Source organism: Kribbella caucasensis (assembly GCF_004361855.1).
GTDB classification, from domain to species: Bacteria; Actinomycetota; Actinomycetes; order Propionibacteriales; family Kribbellaceae; genus Kribbella; species Kribbella caucasensis.
Genome location: NZ_SNWQ01000011.1, coordinates 15,734 through 33,319 on the forward strand (window position 1 = coordinate 15,734; position 17,586 = coordinate 33,319).

The following is a 17,586-nucleotide window of genomic DNA, read 5'->3' on the forward strand; positions in this document are numbered from 1 at the left end:
ACCGCGATGAACATTTCCCGACGTACCATCTTGAAGGCCGGGCTGGCCGGACTGGTCGCCCCGGCGGTGGCCGGCTGCAACAACGGTGCCGCGTCCCGTGGGACCGGTGAGGTGATCTACTGGTTGTGGGACTCGGCCCAGCTGCCGATGTACACCGAGTGCGCGAAGGTGTTCCACGAGCAGAACCCGCAGTACAGCGTGAAGATCGAGCAGTACGGCTGGGACGATTACTGGAGCAAACTGGTCACCGGCTTCATCTCCGAGACGGCACCCGACGTGTTCACCTCGCACTCGTCCAGGTACCCGCTGTTCGCGGCCAAGGACCAGCTCCTGCCGATCGACGAATACGTTGCCCAGGACAACCTCGACCTGACCATCTACCAGCCCCGGCTGGCGGATCGCTGGATCGGTGCCGACGGCAAGCGGTACGGCCTGCCGAAGGACTGGGACACCGAGGTCTACTTCTACAACAGCGCACTGACCGAGGCGGCCGGAATCAGTGCCGAGCAGCTGAACTCGATGACCTGGAATCCGCAGGACGGCGGCACCTTCGAGCAGATCGTCGCCCGGCTCACGGTGGATTCGAAGGGCCGCCGTGGCGACCAGTCAGGGTTCGACAAGAAGAACGTCGCGGTCTACGGACTCGGCTTCGCAGATGCCGGCGGCTCGGACGGTCAGACGAGCTGGAGCTGGTACGCCGCGTCGAACGGCTGGAAGTACTCCGAGGGTGAGCCGTGGGGCACCAAGTTCTTCTACGGCGATCCGAAGTTCACCGAGACGATCGCCTGGTGGCGCGGCCTGATCACCAAGGGATACATGCCGACGCTGGCGCAGGCGACGTCAGGGGTCGACGTGACCACGACGTTCGGCGCCGGAAAGTACGGGATGACGCCGAACGGATCCTGGATGCTCGGCACCTACGCCGGTCTGAAGCAGGTGAAGACCAAGCTGGCCAGACTCCCGCAGGGCCCGGTCGGCAAGCGGATGTCGATGATGAACGGTCTCGCGGACACCATCTGGGCGGGCACCACGCGGCCGGAGGCGTCGTGGGCGTGGGTGAAGTTCCTCGGGTCGAAGACCGCGCAGGACATCGTGGCGAAGGCGGGCGTGGTGTTCCCGGCCGTGACCGAGTCGATGCCGGCGGCCAAGGCCGCGTTCGCCGCTGACGGGTGGGACGTGACGCCGTTCCTGGAGCCGGTGGAGGCGGGGGACGTGTTCGCGTACCCGGCCAACCCGAACTCCGCAGACGTCAACGCCGTGATGACTCCCGCGATGGAGTCGGTGCTCGCCTTCGAGAAGGACCCCTCGTCCCTGGCCGAGGCGAACGACGAGGTGAATCAGATCCTCTCAGCCGCGTCCTGAGGGTTTCCCCGGGGTTGGTGTACCACCGGGGGAGTACGTCGTACTGCGTCTGGCGGCGCAGTGTGCTCCCCCGGCGGTAGGCGAGGTGTAGCCGCCGAGGCGACGCGGAACAGGGGGTCGGAACGACACGATCGGTGCAGTCGGAACAACTGCGAGCACCGAGGAGTGTCATGACTGACGAGAGGCCGGGCGGGCCGATCCGCATCGGCGACCAGGAGCGCGAGGACGCGGTCAAGCGTCTCGGCGCGCACTACGAAGCCGGCCGGCTGAGCGCGGAGGAACACCAGGAGCGCGTCGGTGAGGCCCTGCAGGCGAAGACCGAGGCTGACCTGGCCGCTCTCTTCGCCGACCTCCCAGGCGACCAACGGGCGTCCGCCGGCGCCTCCGCGCACGGTGCCGGCGCGGGCGGTTCGCAGTACAAGCGTGGTCCTGGCCGACCGCCGTGGGCGGCGAAGGGTCCGCTCGGGAAGATCCCGTTCCCGGTGCTGATCGCGCTGGCTGCGATCGCGTTGATCGCCACGATCGGTTGCGTGGTCGGCGGTGGGCATCCGCCGTTCCTGCCACTGCTGATCATCGCGGGCGTGGTCTTGTTCGCGAAGCGCCGTCGGGAGAGCCGGGCATGAGGACGGCGTACCGGGCGCTGGCGTCGCTGATCGCCCTGGCGGTGGTGCTCCAGGTCGCGTCGATCGCGTTGGCCGGGTTCACCATCGCCGGCGACGCCGAGGACGGGGTCACGATCGGGGCGGACTACAGCAACTTCGGCCAGAGCTACCACAGCATCGCGGGCACTGCGATCGGGTTGGTCGCCCTGGTGTTCCTGATCGTGTCCTTCCTGACCGACGTACCGCGTGGACGGATGCTGGCCGCGATCGTGCTCGGCCTGGTGGTCGTCCAGTTCCTCCTGGCGGTGGTGTCCTTCGGGCTCCCGGCGCTCGGCGTACTGCACGGCATCAACGGCCTCGCCATCGCCGGCGTCGCGGGCGCGGCCTCCCGTCGGGCGTCGACCACAACCCCGGCCGCGACCAGTGTCTAAGCGGCTTCGGGACCGGCTGGTCGCCCTCGGGGTGGCGCTGGTGGTCCTCGTACCACTGGCCTACCTGTGGGCGGCCAGTCTGGTCCCCGGCACGTACTCCGCCATGGACATGGGGTACGCCGACTACGGCGGCGGCCCCGCGTCCAGCGGTCACGAGCATCACAATGGCCGAACCGTCGCCGACCTGACCGGCCCGAAGACCGGTACGCCGGATGTCGCGGTCACCCTGGTTGCTCGGAAGCAGAAGTTCACCCTGGCGTCGGGCGAAACCGTCGACGGCTACACCCTCAACGGCACTTCACCCGGTCCGTTGATCCGGGCTGGGTTTGGCGACCTGGTCCAGGTGACGTTGGTCAACGAGTCGGTCCCCGACGGAGCCACGTTGCACTGGCACGGACTCGATGTCCCCAACGCGGAGGACGGGGTAGCCGGCGTCACCCAGGACGCAGTACGGGTTGGTCAGAAGCATGTGTACCGCTTCCGTGCGTCTCAGGTCGGGACGTATTGGTACCACTCGCACCAGGTCTCCAGCGAAGAGGTCCGGGGCGGCCTCTTCGGCGCCATCGTCAGCTCGCCGCCCGGTCTTGCCGAGCGTGACGTGGTCGCCGCGATCCACAGCTACGACGACCGCCGAACCATCAACGGCCGAACGGGCTCACAGCATGTGGATGTAGCGCCCGGCACCCGGCTCCGGGTCCGGGTGATCAACACCGACAACGCCCTCATCCGCACCGGCCTCGTCGGCGCCCCATACCGCGTCCTCGCCGTAGACGGCCGCGACCTCCACGGCCCAACCCCGACCACAGACACCTTCCCCCTGGCCGCGGGCGCCCGCGCCGATTTCGACGTGACCATCCCCGCCTCCGGCGCAGTCCGCCTGGACACGGGCTCGGCCTCCCTCACCATCGGCCCACCAGGCTCGACCGCCCCAACCGACCCGCTACCTTCAGCGACCGTCGACCTCCTGACCTACGGCACCCCCGCACCCCTCGGCCTGGACCCAGCCGCGGCCAACCGGAACTTCGAGTACCGCATCGGCCGCCGTCCCGGTTTCCTCGACGGCGTCCCCGGCCTCTGGTGGACCATCAACGGCCACAAGTACCCCGACGTCCCGATGTTCATGGTCTCCGAAGGCGACACCGTCCGCATGAAGATCGTCAACTCGTCCGGCCAATCCCACCCCATGCACCTCCACGGCCACCACGCCGTCGTCCTCTCCCGCAACGGCGTCCCCTCCACCGGCTCCCCCTGGTGGATCGACACCCTGGAAGTCAACGACAACGAAACCTACGAAATCGCCTTCGTCGCCAACAACCCCGGCCTCTGGATGGACCACTGCCACAACCTCCCCCACGCCTCCGAAGGCCTAATGACCCACCTCATGTACGAAGGCGTAACCACCCCCTACCAAATCGGAGGAGACGCCGCCAACGAACCCGAGTGAGGGTCAGCGCCCCCACAACCCGCCATCGGCAGCCGCGCCGGTGGCGTACGGCCGCGTTGTCTGTACCGATCGACATGAGGTAGTACCCGCTCGGGAGCTCTCCACGACTGAAGACCAGCCCACGAATGCCCCGGCCGCCGACTACCTCCTGTACATCGGTACGTCGACCACAACGAACCCGAGTGAGGAGGACCCCCGGGTTGGCTACATACTGCTGAGCATGGGGTGGGCAAGTGCGTGAGGATGACCTGCACGGTCGGCAGCTCCTTATCCTGCTGGCTTTCTTCACCTCGAGCGGTGGTCTGCTGTACCTGATCGGCTGGCTGACCCGCCCCAGCTTCCTCTTCGAGAATCCACTCATCTGCGCGGCGATCGCCGGAGCGGCCTGCTACCCGGCTCGCTTCCTGGTCGAGAACCGCACCTGGTGGAAGGACCTCACCAAACCCCGCCCGGTTCGTCCTCTCGGCCGGCGGGCCCGTCGAGCCGCGGATCACGGCCTCGGAGCACTGACCGTACTGCGGATGATCGTCGGCGTCGTCCTGGTGCTGGGCTCACTGGCGATCCTCCCGTTGGGGATCTGGGCCGTCCGGGACAACCAGCGCCTGGTCGAGGCCGGACCGGTGCACCAGGTCGAAGTGGTTTCGGTAGAGGCAGACAAGTGGTCGGATCAGGACGACCGGATCGTCAAGGTCGCGCGCCCCGGCGACGGCCATCCCGTCGACCTGGATGGCGCCGATCAACTCGATCAGCCCCCGGTCGTCGGCGACAAGGTCGAGGTGGTCGTCGATCCGTCGGATCCCACGATCGTGATCCTCGCTACGGCCGACTGGTCATTCCACTGGTACGACGCCTTACTGGGTCTCGTCATCACCGCCGCCTGCCTCGGCGTCGCCTTCGCAGTCGGCTTCGGCTGATCTCCGGCTGAAGTCGTCAAGGGTTGACCTGGAGTGGACTCCAGGTTGGATGCTCGGGGGCATGGTTACTGATCGGAGATTGGGCGGGCGCACCACGAGTGCGCTGGGTATCGGGTGCTGGGCGATTGGAGGGCCGTTCACGTACGACGGCCGCCCGGCCGGGTGGGGTGAGGTGGACGACGAGACGAGCATCCGGATGATCCACACTGCCATCGAGGGTGGGGTGCGATTGTTCGACACGGCTGATGTGTACGGCGCGGGGCACAGTGAGCGGGTGGTCGGGGAGGCGCTCGGGCAGTTGTCGGCGGATGTTCGTGATGGGGTGATCGTGGCGACGAAGTTCGCGAACACCTTCGACGAGGAGAGCCGTGTGGCCGCGGCCGGTCGGCCGACCGCCGCCGACATTCGTAAGGCGTGCGACGCGAGCCTGGGCCGGCTGAAGGTCGACGCCATCGACGTCTACCAGTTGCACGGCGGCGCGGACAACGCCGCCGAGGCGGAGGTGATCGTCGCGGCGCTCGAGGAACTCGTTGCCGCCGGCAAGATCAAGGCGTTCGGCACCAGCGTCGACGCCCCCGCCGTCGTCGCGACCTTCGGCCGGTCGGCGCACGCGGTCAGTGCGCAGATGCAGATCAACGTCTTTGGCCATCGAGCCGAATCGCTTGCCGCCGCACGCGAGCACGGCCTGGCTGTCCTGGCCCGGACGCCGCTCGCGATGGGGCTGCTCACCGGCAAATACGACCTCTCGAACCGCCCGGCGCTCGACGACGTACGCCGAGACACTCCGTGGTGGACGTACTTCGACGACGACGCCATGGCCGACTGGCTCCAGCGCCTCGACAAGGTCAGGGAACTACTGACCACCGGCGGCAGAACCCTGACCCAAGGCGCCCTGGCCTACCTCTGGGCCCTGGACCCGGCGATCATCCCCCTCCCCGGCGCACGAACCCCCGAGCAAGCCGCCGAACACGCGGCCGCAATCCCCTTCGGCCCCCTGCCCGACGCAACCAGGCAGGAGATCGACGATCTGATGGCCGACTCGCCTGAGCGCCAGTGACCTGAGGAAGGCGAACGCGAGAACCGGCGGCCAAAGAGATCCGGCCGCCGGTTCTCGCGTCCCGAGGTGTTGACGTGCTCCCTTCGATCGGCGTACGTTCAACCGCAGAATCTAGTGATACGTATAACTAGCGGAGGTGCCGGATGACGCCGAGGCGGTCCGAGCGGTCCGGTCCGACCATGCACGACGTGGCTCGGTCGGCCGGAGTGAGTCAGGCGACGGTCAGCCTGGTGCTGAACGACGTCGAGGGCTCCCGGGTCTCCGCCGAGACCAGGGCCCGGGTGCTGGCCGCGGTCGCGCAGCTCGGGTATCGGGTGAACTCGGCGGCCAAATCCTTGCGGGAGGGGCATTCGCGGCTGCTCGGCTTCATCGGCGACAACGTGGCCAGTACCCCGTTCGCGGGCGAGATCATCGAAGGAGCGCAGGACCGCGCCTGGGCCGACGGTCACCTGATGCTGATCGTCAACACTGGCGGCGACCGCGATCTCGAGGAGCGCGGCATCGACTCGTTGCTGTCCCGGCAGGTCGACGGCATCGTCTATGCCGCGATGTACCACCGCCGGCTCAAGGTGCCGGCGGCGCTGCGTGAGGTGCCGACGGTGGTGCTGAACGCCGAGACCGAGGATGGCTCGCTGCCGGCCGTCGTGCCGGACGAGTACGCCGGTGGCCGCGCGGCGACCCGACACTTGATCGACCACGGGCACGAACGGATCGCGTTCATCAACATCAACACGTTGGAGTCCGGGTTGCCGGCCGTCGTGGAACGCGAGCGCGGGTTCGTCGATGCGATCGAGGACGCCGGATTGAAGCTCGACCGGACCCTGGTCAAGCGCGGTGACGGTGACGCCGAGACTGCGTACCGGCATGCCGCCCGGCTGCTGGACCGTAAGCGGCGGCCGACCGCGATCTTCTGTGCCAACGACCGAACCGCATGGGGCGCCTATCAGGCCGCCGCCGACCTGGGGTTGCGGATTCCCGACGATGTCTCGGTGATCGGGTTCGACAACCAGACCTTGATCGCCGCGCACCTGCGGCCCGGCCTCACGACGATGGCGTTGCCGTTCGCCGAGATGGGCCGACGTGGGGTCGCCCGGCTGCTGGCCGGCGGCAGCGGTGCCGGAGTCGACGCGGTCGAGTGCCCGCTGGTCGAACGCGGCTCGGTCGGGGACCGATGATGAGCCAGGTCGCGATCTCGCGCCCACCCGGGGTTCTGCGGCGGATGGGCCGGCTGTGGCAGGTCTACCTGTTGGTGCTGCCCGCGCTGGTGTACCTGGTGATGTTCAAGTTCTGGCCGATGTACGGCGTCCAGATCGCGTTCCGGAACTACAACCCGGTGGACGGATTCAGCGGCAGCCCGTTCGTGGGCTGGCAGCACTTCGAGCGGTTCTTCGGCTCACCACAGTTCGAGCGGGTGCTGGAGAACACACTGACGCTCGCTGTTGTCAACCTGCTGGTCGCGTTCCCGGTCCCGGTCATGCTGGCGTTGATGGTCAACAACCTGCGCGACGGGCGGCTGCGGAAGTTCGTCAACGGAGTGCTGTACTCGCCCACGTTCATCTCCACTGTCGTCGTGGTCGGGATGATGTACGTGCTGCTGTCTCCGAGGTCGGGCCTGGTGAACCACCTGGTCACCTTGTTCGGCGGTGAGCCGGTGCTCTTCATGGGGTCGCCCGAGTGGTTCCGGCCGTTGTTCGTGTCCTCGACGGTTTGGCAGGAGTCCGGCTTCCAGCTGGTGATCTACCTGGCCGCGCTCTCCGCGATCGATCCGGCCCTGCACGACGCGGCCCGGGTCGACGGTGCGAACACCTGGCAGCGGATCCGGCACATCGACGTACCGGGCATCCTGCCGACCGTGGTGGTCCTCTTCATGCTTGCTGTCGGCAACCTGATGAACGTCAGCTTCGAGAAGGCGCTGCTGATGCAGACCCCACTGAACCGGGAGACCTCCCAGGTGATCCAGACCTACGTATACCAGGCCGGGTTGCAGCAGGCGCAGTTCAGCTACAGCGCCGCGATCGGATTGTTCAACTCCGTCATCAACCTCGCCTTGCTGGTCACGTTCCACGTCGTCGTCCGGCGCGCTCGCCGGGGTCAGGGGATATGAGATGGGCAGCACCGTGCAGGTCACGGCCCGCCGAGTCATCGGCGTAAGGCGCCGGGGCCGGACCGGCGGTAGCCTCGGCGATCGCGTCTACACAGTGGTCGCGGCGGGCGTGCTAGGCGCAGCTGTGCTGGCGATCGTGTACCCGCTCTACTTCATCGTGGTGGCCTCGTTCAGCGAGCCGGATGCCGTCAACGACGGGCGGGTCTGGGCCTGGCCGGAAGGTTTCACGCTGGACGGTTACGAGCGGCTGCTCGGTGACGCGAGAGTCTGGCGCGGGATCGGGAACTCGTTGCTCTACACGTCGTTGGCGACCGCCCTCAGTGTGGCGTTGATCCTGTCGGCCGGTTATGCGCTGTCCCGCAAGGACCTGCCGGGGCGGAACCTGATCACCGCGTTGTTCCTGATCACGCTGTTCTTCGACGGCGGTATGGTCCCTCGCTACCTGGTCGTCAAGGATCTCGGCCTGCTCAACACGGTGTGGGCGATGGTGCTGCCGAACGCGGTGGCGGTGTGGAACCTGTTGATCGCCCGCACGTACTTCCGCTCCGCGATCCCCGGGGAGGTGCGGGAGGCGGCCCAGCTGGACGGCGCGAGCGAGCTGCGGTTCTTCTTCCAGGTGGTGCTCCCGCTGGCCAAACCGCTGGTCGCCGTACTGGTGCTGATCCACCTGGTTTGGAACTGGAACGCATTCTTCGACGCGCTGATCTTCCTGACCGACGAGTCGAAGTTCCCGCTGCAGCTCGTACTGCGCAACATCCTGGTGCAGTCCGAGTTGTCGGCCACGGGCAATCTGAGCAGCGACTTGGCGTCGTACGCGGAACAGCAACGCGTCGGCGAACTGGTGAAGTACGGCATGATCGTCGTCTCCACGCTGCCGTTGCTCATCGTGTCACCGTTCGCGCAGAAGTACCTGAACCGTGGCGGCGTTGCCGGCGCGCTCAAGGGCTGAGTGTTCACCACCCCGTCCGCGCCCCGGGACGGACTCACATCATACGTATAACTCCGTTGAGGAGGTTGGCATGAAGAAGGTCCTCACCATCGCCGTCGTACTGTCGCTGGGACTGGTCAGCGGCTGTTCGGGCGACGACAGCACGAAGGTCTCGGGGGATTCGGCCGCGGTCGGTTTCCGGGAGACCGGGCTGCCGTTGGTTGATCAGCCGGTCACGCTGCGGTTCTCCGGCCAGAAGGCGCCGCTCGCCCCGGACTACGGCACCATGACGCTGGTCAAGCAGTGGCAAGGCGACACCGGCGTACAGATCAAGTGGGAGAATCTGCCGGAGAACGTCTACAAGGAGAAGAAGGCTCTGCTGCTGGCCAGCGGCGATCTGCCGGACGCCTTCTACGGGACCGGGTTCAGCGACGCCGACATCGCGGTCAACGGCGCCAACGGGACGCTGGTCCCGCTGGAGTCGCTGATCGACAAGTACGCGCCGAACCTGAAGAAGATCTTCGAGAAGCGCCCCGAGATCAAGGCCGCGGTGACCGCTTCGGACGGCCACATCTACACATTGCCGGCGGCCGAGGAACTGGGCATCGGCGCGGTCCCGTTCTTCTGGTCGATCAACACGACCTGGCTGGCCAAGGTCGGCCTGCCGATGCCGACGACAGCCGATGAGTACTACCGGGTGCTGCAGGCGTTCAAGACGCAGGACCCGAACGGCAACGGCAAGGCCGACGAGATCCCGCTCAGCTTCATCGGCAACTGGTGGTGTGCCGACGTGGGCGACCTGTTCGCCGCGCTGTCCGGGATGCCGGACAACCCCGATCACCGGATCGTCCGCGACGACAAGGTGATCCACACGGCCTCGCAGCCGCAGTACCGGGACGCGATCGCGACGCTGCACAAGTGGTACGCCGAGGGGCTGATCGATCGCGAGGCATTCACCCAGACGGACAAGCAGTACCTTGCCAAGGGCAAGAGCAAGGACCCGGTGGTCGGCTCGTTCGTCTGGTGGGAGACCGAGGAGGTCGTCGGCGCCGGGCGGGTCAAGGACTACGCGCTGATGGCACCGTTGCAGGGTCTGGCCGGCCGGCTCGTCGGCCGCGCGAACGGCGGGGACTACAGCCGAGACGCGTTCGCGATCACCCGGGTGAACAAGTACCCGGAGGTCACCATGCGCTGGGTGGACCGCCTCTACGACCCGGTGATGTCGGCGCAGGTGGCCTGGGGGCCGATCGGTGAAGGACTGCAGAAGGACGCGTCCGGAGTACTGGTGAGCATGCCGGACAAGGCCGGGGAGAGCGCGGGCGAGCGCAAGCAGCGGATCGCGCCCGGTGGGCCGCGAGTGGTGTTGAAGGAGGACTTCAAGGCAGTGGTCGCGCCCGAGCCGCGGGCGGCGCAGCGGCAGAAGGATCTGGAGAAGACCTACCTGCCGTACGCCGAGAAGCAGTCGTATCCGTTGGTGTTCTTCACCCAGGAGGAACTGCAACAGGTGAACGAGATCAGCACCGAGCTCAAGGCGCTGGTCGACGAGAAGCGGGCGGCCTGGATCGTTCGCGGTGGGGTGGAGAAGGACTGGGCCACCTACCTCGCGCAACTGAAGAGCGCGGGACTCGACGAGCTGATGTCGGTCTATCAGACCGCGTACGACCGGCACCGAGGAGTGAAGTGAGCGGTCCGATCCTGGTCGAGGCGACGTTCGCGGCGCTGTCCCTCACCTCGCTGACCGGCCGGCCGTCCGGCCTGGTCAGTTGGGGTGACGGCGACGACCAGCACGTCACGCTCGGGCATGACCGGTGGGGTCGGGCTTCGTTTGAGGTACGGGATGGCGAGCGGCGGTGCGAGTTGGTCGGCGCGGAGCCGCTGGTGCCTGGTCGCTGGGCTCGGCTCACGTTGCACGCGACAGGATCAGAGCTTCAGCTGTCGGTCGACGGCGTGTTGGCGGCGAGTGCGTCCTGGTACGGTCCGCTGCCGTCCGGTACGCCGGTGCTCGGCCGCCGGGCGGACCAGCCGGACGGTGCCGACGAGTCGTCCTGTGGGCAGCTCGCCGACGTACAGGTGCTGACCGATCCGGCCGCGGCGGCTCGACGCGTTGGTCTCGGCCGGCCGGATCTACCCGATCTGGACGTCGTCGCCGAACTGCGGTCGCTGCGTGGTGAGGACCCGAATCGGCCGGAGTACCACTTCATGCCGCCGGCGAACTGGATGAACGAGCCGCACGGTGCGATCCAGATCGGCGGCGTCCACCACCTCTTCTATCAGGCGAATCGGCGTGGACCATTCTGGGGCGCGATCGAGTGGGGCCACGCGATCAGCAAGGACCTGGTGCACTGGACGCATCTGCCTCCGGCGCTCGCACCGGACCGCGTGCCGGTCGCGCCGGACGGGATTTGGAGCGGCAGCAGCGTGCTCGGCGACGACGGCGAGCCGTTGCTGTTCTTCACCGCGGGAGACTTCCGTCGGGAGCCCGATCAGGCTGTAGCCGTGGCCCGTCGAGCCGGTGACGGCTGGGTTGCTGACGATGCCTTGCTGGTGGTGATGCCGGACGAGCCCGATCTGGCGGCCGGGCAGTTCCGCGACCCGTTCGTGTGGCGGGAGGAGAGCGGCTGGTTCATGCTCGTCGGCGCCGGTGTGGTGGGTCGCGGCGGTACTGCGTTGCTTTATCGGTCCGTCGATGGAGAGAGATGGACTGTGGGTGGACGGTTGCTCGTCGGCGACCAAGCGTCGTACCCGGAGACGGGGGAGATGTGGGAGCTGCCGGTGCTGCTGCCCGTTCACGGGGACGGGTTGAGTCGGCACGTGTTGCTGGTCTGTCCGTGGTGGCGGGATCGGCCGGCGGACACGGTTGTGGAGGTTGTGCACTGGATCGGTCGCTGGGACCCGGTCTCGGCGACCTTCACGCCGGATCACCCCGAACCACGCCGGTTCGACGTCGGCCGCCACTTCACCGGCCCGAGCGGAAACGTGCTCGACGACGGGCGGACTATCCTGTGGTCCATCGCGCAGGACGGCCGGAGCCCGGAGGCGCAGTACGCCGGAGGTTGGGCGCACAACGCCGGGCTTCCGCTCGAACTCTCACTGGCGAACGGCCGGTTGGCAGTCCAGCCTGTGCGTGAACTCGAAGCTCTGCGAACCGAACAGCTTGACGCCGAGCCTTTCTCAGGAATGCAGCTCGAACTCGATCTGCAGGCTGTCCTACCGGCCGATGACGACCCGCTCCGGATCCGGCTCACCGTTGGCGACGAGCTCTCTGCCGAGCTGGTCGTCGACCCGATGCGTCGCGTGTTCGGCGTACTCCGGCCGGGTGCGGCGGCGTACGACGTCTGGCGGCCGATGGCGTACGACGAAGGCCCTGCCGAACTGCCTGGCGGTGAGCTGCGGTTGCGGGTGTTCGTCGACCACTCGATAGTCGAGGCCTACCTCGGCGACCACCTCAGCCTGACCACCCGGATCGACGTCAGCTCTGGACCGCCGGCGCTGACCGTCGCGGCGGGACGGCGTACCCGGATCACCACCCTCCAAGCCTGGCTTTTGGCCGGGACCGATAACTGAAGGACTGCCTATGCTTGCACTCGACGACCACTGGACCTGGGACTTCTGGTTCGCCGCCGACGGGCCCGACATCCACCTGTTCTTCCTGAAGGCTCCACGCGCGCTCGGCGACCCCGACCTGCGGCACCGCAACGCCCGGATCGGTCACGCCGTGTCCCAGGACCTGCGCACCTGGACCGTCCTGCCGGACGCCCTCGGCCCAGGATCCGCGGGTGCCTGGGACGACCTGGCCACGTGGACCGGCTCGGTGCTGCGGGTCGAGGGCGGCTGGTGGATGTATTACACCGGCATCTGCAACGGCGATGATGGCCTACGGCAACGAATCGGCCGGGCGTACAGCACCGACCTGACCACCTGGGCCAAGGACGACGCGTTCATCCTCGAGGCGGACCCGGCGTACTTCGAACAACTCGACCTGTCGGTCTGGCCGGACCTCTGCTGGCGCGACCCGTGCGTGTTCGCCGACCCCGACGGCGGCTACGCGATGCTGGTGACCGCCCGAGTCCCTGACGGCCCACCCGACGGCCGAGGCGTCGTCGCCCTCCTCCGATCGGAGAACCTCACCGACTGGTCCCCCATCGGCCCGATCACCGACCCCGGCGACTTCGGCCACCTTGAAGTCCCGCAGGTCGTCCACCTCCAAGGCCGCTACTACTTGCTGTTCTGCGCCTACGCCGCCGCCAACAGCGCCGACCGACTCACCCGAATCGGCCCCTCCACCGGCACCCACTACTACGTCGGCGACACCCCAACCGGCCCCTTCAAACCCCTCTCAGACCACCTCTTCGCCGCCGACGCCGCTGCCTCCCTATACGCCGGCAAAATCGTCGATGACCCCCTCACGGGCCGCCCGGCCTTCATCGCCTTCCACCACAACGCCCCCGCCGGCCAATTCATCGGCAACTTGAGCGACCCCATCCCACTCGCAGTACTGCCAAACGGCGAACTGCGGCTGGATGTACCCGGCCGTCAGGTTGGTGACAGTCGGCTGCAAACGAAGGCGCGGTACGTTGACGGACTGTGAGCCGAGGTGACGCTCTTGCGACCATGGTCGGCGTGTGCGCGATCCCTCGCGGTCGTCGTCTGTGAGGGTGGTGGTAGATCCGGAAGACCCGGCGCGCGTCGTCGCGGCCTCCGTCGAGTGGCGGCCGCAGTGGTACGACTACCTAGCCGTGATCGCCGTCACGACGTTTCCCGGCGGAGTGGTTGCCGCTCTCTCGCCTTGTTTCATCGGACCGGACGCAGCCACTCGGCCTGACGGACGGAGTCAGGCAATCAGCGGCTGGTGGTTCAGTCGTTCTGCCTGCTCGAGGTTGAACGCGGCCAGGCGAGCACACACGGCTTCGATCGCGGTCCGTTGCGAGTGGTAGAGGCCGTACCAGTAGGGGTTGTCTGGTTGGGGGTCGAGGTCGTTGTCGACGTCGGCGTACCAGGTGGTGCCGGTGCGGAAGATCCGTGCGTGCAGGTGGATCTCAGTGCCGTTCATCGCCCGTGTCTCCTGGAGTGAGAATCGTGCGGTCCCACCCCCATCATGTGACTGGCGAGGGCGCGGAGCGGCAGCGACACGCGGGGTTTCGGGATAGTCTGGCGAGGATCCCCGGGCGTTCATGCCCGGGAGGAGTCGCGTCTCGGGTCTGCTCTGACCCGTGGTCTACGACGGTTGTTTCTGATGCTCGATGTAGTCGTTGATGATCGTCAGCGGGGTGCCGTCGCAAGAGGCGGCGCCAGTGTGCGTGGAGGGTGTAGACGACCGTTAGTTCCCCTGTGGATGATGGGTTTGGTTCCCCTCGCGGTGACACAGAGTGATGTTACGATCGCGTTCGTGAAGGTCGTTGTGCAGGTCAAACTGATCCCGGACGCCGCCCAGGCGCCGGCTCTGGAGGCGACCCTGCGCACGGTCAACGACCGGGCGAACTGGGTGTCGGGCGTGGCGTTCGAGCGGGGTGTTCCGCGGGAGTACGAGCTGCGCAAGCACACGTACGCCGAGCTGAAGGTGGCCGGGCTGGGAGCCCAGGCCGCGCAGCACACGATCAAGAAGGTCCGCGACGCCTACACCACGCTGCAGGCGAACATCCGCGCCGGGAACCTCGGCAAGCCGGGATCGAGACGTCGGGCCAGGGCCGAGTCCAGGCCCATCGTTTTCCGGCCGGATGCGGCGCACCCCTACGACGACCGGTGTCTGTCCTGGCAGTACGACGCGCAGACCGTCAGCATCTGGACGGTGGCCGGGCGGCTCAAGAACCTGCGGTTCGCCTGCTCCGCCGACCAGCTCAAGACGCTGCGCGAGTACCGGCAAGGCGAGTCCGATCTGCTCGAGCGCGGTGGCGTGTTCTTCCTGATCGCCGTGTGCGAGGTCCCCGAGGCCGAGCAGTACACCCCTGAAGGGTTTGTCGGTGTGGACCTGGGCATCGTCAACATCGCCACCACGTCCACCGGCTACCGGGCCGCCGGTCGCGGCCTGAACCGGCACCGCAAGCGGCAGCTCGAGCTGCGCAAGAAGCTCCAGGCCAAGCACACCAAGTCCGCGAAGCGACGGCTGAAGAACCGCCGCCGCAAGGAACGGCGGCACGCCGCGAACGTCAACCACATCATCGCCAAACAGATCGTGACCGAGGCTGAACGCACCTCGTCCGGTATCGCCTTGGAAGACCTGGGCGGCATCCGGCAGAGGGTACGGCTCCGCAAGCCCCAACGGGTCACGCTCCACTCCTGGGCCTTCCACCAGCTCGGCGCCTTCATCGAGTACAAGGCCCGACGGGCCGGTGTCCCACTGGAGTACGTCGACCCGGCCTACACCAGCCAGGAATGCGCCGAGTGCCATCACATCGACAAGAAGAACCGGGCCACCCAGGCCCTCTTCATCTGCCGGGCGTGCGGGGTCGTTGCCCACGCCGACCGGAACGCCTCCCGCAACATCGCCGCCCGCGGCGAGACCGCGTGGACAGCGGGGCGTGAGTCACGCGTCCCCGCCACCCCATAAGGGTGTCCGGACGGAGGAGGCCACACCACACCCAGTGGTGCCCTACCTCCAAGCCCGACCCTCCAGGGCCGGGTCAAGTTGACGTGACCAGGACGGTGATGCGCTGGGCGGTGTTGTTGGCGAAGCCGCCGCGGTTCCAGGGGGCCTCGATCGGCTGGACGCGGCCGCTCTGATCGTGGGCGCGGACGGTGAGGACGTGTTCGCCGGGGGTGGCGGCCCAGTCGTGGGTGAAGCCGCGCCAGGCGAGCTCGTCGTTGCCGTCGGCATCCAGTTTGGCATCGTGCCAGCTGACGCCGGCGTCGACGCTGATCTCGACCCGGTCGATCGGGGCCCAGCCGGACCAGGCGCGGCCCCGGAGGGTGACGTCGCCGGCCGGGACGAAGCGGTGCCGGGTCATGAAGTCGGGATGGCCGGGTGGGATCAGCAGCGCCCGCGGTTCGATCCGGGTGATGGCCACGCCTGGCTCGTTGGGCTCGGAGCGAATGCGGTAGGCGACCGCGTTCTGGAAGCCACGGAACTCGTGGTCGATGAGTTCGATCGAGCGCAGCCACTTGACGCTGGCCATGCCGTACCAGCCTGGTACGACGAGACGCAGGGGATAGCCGTGTTGCGGGGGGAGCGGCATCCCGTTCATCTCCCAGGCGACGATCGCGCCGGAGTCGACGGCTTCCGCGACGGTGAGGCCGCGCTGGTAGTCCTGTTCGACGCCACGCTCGACACCATGGTCCGCGCCGGTGAACACCACGTCGCGCGCGTCTTTGCGGATCCCGGCCGCGGCCAGCAGATCGGCCAGCGGTACGCCGGTCCACTCGGCGGTGCCAACCGCTTCGACGAGCCAGGGCTGACTGATCGGTCGCGGATGGAGTGCGGCCCGTCCGTTTCCGGCGCATTCGAGGGTGACACGGACGGTCTGTCGGCCCATCGCCCGGAGCTCGGTCAGGCCGAACGACAGTGGTTGCTCGACGCAACCGTCGATGGTGAGGAACCAGTTCGCCGCGTTCGTGAGCGGGATGTCGTAATGCACCAGGACGTAGTGCAGACCGGGTGGGGTCAGGTCGTACCGGAGTGCCTCGAGTGGCATCCCGTGGTTCCGCGCCGCCAGCTGGAGTTCGTCCCCCGTGATCCCCTCGCCGGTGTCCGCCAACCGCCCTTTCGGGCTGAACTGCTCGATCGACATCTCACGCCCCCTTCGCTTGGACCCAACCCTAGTCAGCAGGCCACCGGTCGGCCAGATGTAGGCCCAGTCGCTCACCGAGAGCGAGGATCCGGCAACTTGAACACTGTGCAGGTGGCCGGGGAGCTGGGGGTGGGAGAGGGCATGGTGTGATCGGGGGGTGAGTCATGTGCGTGTGCCGCCGACGGTCATGGTGCTGAGTGGGGTGGTCTCGGTCCAGTTCGGCGGGGCGCTGGCGGCGAAGTTGATCGAGCGGATGGGAGCGCCCGGGACCGTCGGGCTCCGGTTGGCCCTGGCCGTGCCGATCCTGTTGCTGATCGCGCGGCCGTCGATCCGGCGGCGGAGCAAGCGGGATCTCCTCGCAGTGTTTGCCTTCGGCATCGTCCTCGGACTGATGAACCTGTCCTTCTACCTGTCCCTGGAACGGCTGCCGCTCGGCGTCGCCGTGACGATCGAGTTCATCGGGCCGCTCGGGCTGGCGGCGGCGATGTCGCGGCGCCGGCGGGATCTGATCGCGGTCGCGGCGGCCGGCCTCGGCGTGATCCTGGTGAACGGGCACGAACTGTCCGCGGTCGACTGGCTCGGAGTCGGGTTCGCGGCGACGGCGGGTGCGCTCTGGGCCTGCTACATCCTGCTCAGCGCCGAGACCGGACGCAGGTTCGACCAGCTCGACGGGCTCGCGCTGGCGATGGTCGTCGCCACCGCGATCACCGTGCCGCTCGGCATCGGTTCCGCTGGGAGCGAGCTCGTCCAGCCCGACGTACTGGCGATCGGCCTGACCATCGCGCTTTTGTCGTCCGTGTTGCCCTATTCGCTGGAGACCCTCGCGCTGCGGAACATGCGGCCGGCCGTGTTCGGCATCCTGATGAGTCTCGAACCGGCCGTCGGGGCGACCGCCGGCTTCCTGATCCTGCGGCAACAACTCGACGCCATACAGCTGCTCGGTATGGCCTGCGTGGTGGGCGCCTCCATCACCATCACCCGCACCTCGCGCAGTGAGGCCCCCGACATCTGACACGCCCGCGG

16 protein-coding genes are annotated in these 17,586 nt (G+C 67.6%); 14 read left to right on the plus strand and 2 right to left on the minus strand.

Going from position 1 to position 17,586, the window contains the following annotated elements:
• The first annotated feature begins 6 nt into the window (after positions 1-6).
• The 12 genes from EV643_RS22330 (at position 7) to EV643_RS22385 (ending at position 13,430) form a co-directional block, all read left to right on the plus strand.
• Positions 7-1,362 carry an ABC transporter substrate-binding protein gene (locus EV643_RS22330; RefSeq protein WP_133802060.1) on the plus strand — a complete coding sequence of 452 codons (1,356 nt, stop codon included), beginning with the start codon at positions 7-9 and terminating at the stop codon, positions 1,360-1,362.
• 170 nt (positions 1,363-1,532) lie between these two features.
• Positions 1,533-1,985, plus strand: a complete 453-nt coding sequence (locus EV643_RS22335; RefSeq protein WP_133802061.1) for a DUF1707 SHOCT-like domain-containing protein — start codon at positions 1,533-1,535, stop codon at positions 1,983-1,985.
• A complete protein-coding gene (locus EV643_RS22340; RefSeq protein ID WP_133802062.1) occupies positions 1,982-2,395 on the plus strand; it encodes a hypothetical protein in 414 nt (137 codons plus the stop codon). The genes EV643_RS22335 and EV643_RS22340 overlap by 4 nt, the downstream gene beginning before the upstream one ends.
• Positions 2,388-3,839, plus strand: a complete 1,452-nt coding sequence (locus tag EV643_RS22345) for a multicopper oxidase family protein (RefSeq protein ID WP_238165723.1) — start codon at positions 2,388-2,390, stop codon at positions 3,837-3,839. The genes EV643_RS22340 and EV643_RS22345 overlap by 8 nt, the downstream gene beginning before the upstream one ends.
• A gap of 233 nt (positions 3,840-4,072) precedes the next feature.
• Positions 4,073-4,753 (plus strand): DUF3592 domain-containing protein, encoded by a 681-nt coding sequence (locus tag EV643_RS22350; RefSeq protein ID WP_133802063.1) that lies wholly within the window; start codon positions 4,073-4,075, stop codon positions 4,751-4,753.
• Between the two features lie 61 nt (positions 4,754-4,814).
• Positions 4,815-5,810: an aldo/keto reductase gene (locus EV643_RS22355; RefSeq protein WP_166665538.1), complete on the plus strand. Its 996-nt coding sequence runs from the start codon at positions 4,815-4,817 to the stop codon at positions 5,808-5,810.
• A 143-nt stretch (positions 5,811-5,953) separates the two neighbouring features.
• Positions 5,954-6,985 carry a LacI family DNA-binding transcriptional regulator gene (locus tag EV643_RS22360; protein ID WP_202869701.1) on the plus strand — a complete coding sequence of 344 codons (1,032 nt, stop codon included), beginning with the start codon at positions 5,954-5,956 and terminating at the stop codon, positions 6,983-6,985.
• Entirely contained in the window at positions 6,985-7,914 is a 930-nt protein-coding gene (locus EV643_RS22365; RefSeq protein WP_238165724.1) for an ABC transporter permease, read from the plus strand. Before EV643_RS22360 ends, EV643_RS22365 begins: the two co-directional genes overlap by 1 nt.
• Before the next feature lies 1 nt (position 7,915).
• Positions 7,916-8,863 carry a carbohydrate ABC transporter permease gene (locus tag EV643_RS22370; protein ID WP_133802065.1) on the plus strand — a complete coding sequence of 316 codons (948 nt, stop codon included), beginning with the start codon at positions 7,916-7,918 and terminating at the stop codon, positions 8,861-8,863.
• Positions 8,864-8,933: 70 nt separating this feature from the next.
• Entirely contained in the window at positions 8,934-10,526 is a 1,593-nt protein-coding gene (locus EV643_RS22375) for an ABC transporter substrate-binding protein (RefSeq protein ID WP_133802066.1), read from the plus strand.
• Positions 10,523-12,406, plus strand: coding sequence for a glycoside hydrolase family 32 protein (locus EV643_RS22380; RefSeq protein WP_133802067.1), 1,884 nt, complete (start codon positions 10,523-10,525; stop codon positions 12,404-12,406). The genes EV643_RS22375 and EV643_RS22380 overlap by 4 nt, the downstream gene beginning before the upstream one ends.
• A gap of 10 nt (positions 12,407-12,416) precedes the next feature.
• Positions 12,417-13,430, plus strand: a complete 1,014-nt coding sequence (locus EV643_RS22385; RefSeq protein ID WP_133802068.1) for a glycoside hydrolase family protein — start codon at positions 12,417-12,419, stop codon at positions 13,428-13,430.
• 243 nt (positions 13,431-13,673) lie between these two features.
• On the opposite strand, the gene EV643_RS22390 is transcribed toward EV643_RS22385, so the two are convergent.
• On the minus strand, positions 13,674-13,892 hold the full coding sequence (locus EV643_RS22390; RefSeq protein ID WP_133802069.1) for a hypothetical protein: 219 nt from the start codon (positions 13,890-13,892) through the stop codon (positions 13,674-13,676).
• A gap of 336 nt (positions 13,893-14,228) precedes the next feature.
• Here EV643_RS22390 and EV643_RS22395 point away from each other — a divergent pair, with 336 nt between their 5' ends.
• Positions 14,229-15,386, plus strand: coding sequence for an RNA-guided endonuclease InsQ/TnpB family protein (locus EV643_RS22395; protein ID WP_202869703.1), 1,158 nt, complete (start codon positions 14,229-14,231; stop codon positions 15,384-15,386).
• Between the two features lie 73 nt (positions 15,387-15,459).
• Here the strand turns inward: EV643_RS22395 and EV643_RS22400 are convergent, their stop codons facing one another.
• Positions 15,460-16,563, minus strand: coding sequence for a sulfite oxidase (locus EV643_RS22400; protein WP_133802071.1), 1,104 nt, complete (start codon positions 16,561-16,563; stop codon positions 15,460-15,462).
• Positions 16,564-16,720: 157 nt separating this feature from the next.
• On the opposite strand from EV643_RS22400, the gene EV643_RS22405 reads away from it, so the two are divergent.
• Positions 16,721-17,575 (plus strand): EamA family transporter, encoded by an 855-nt coding sequence (locus tag EV643_RS22405; RefSeq protein WP_133802072.1) that lies wholly within the window; start codon positions 16,721-16,723, stop codon positions 17,573-17,575.
• Positions 17,576-17,586 lie beyond the last annotated feature (11 nt).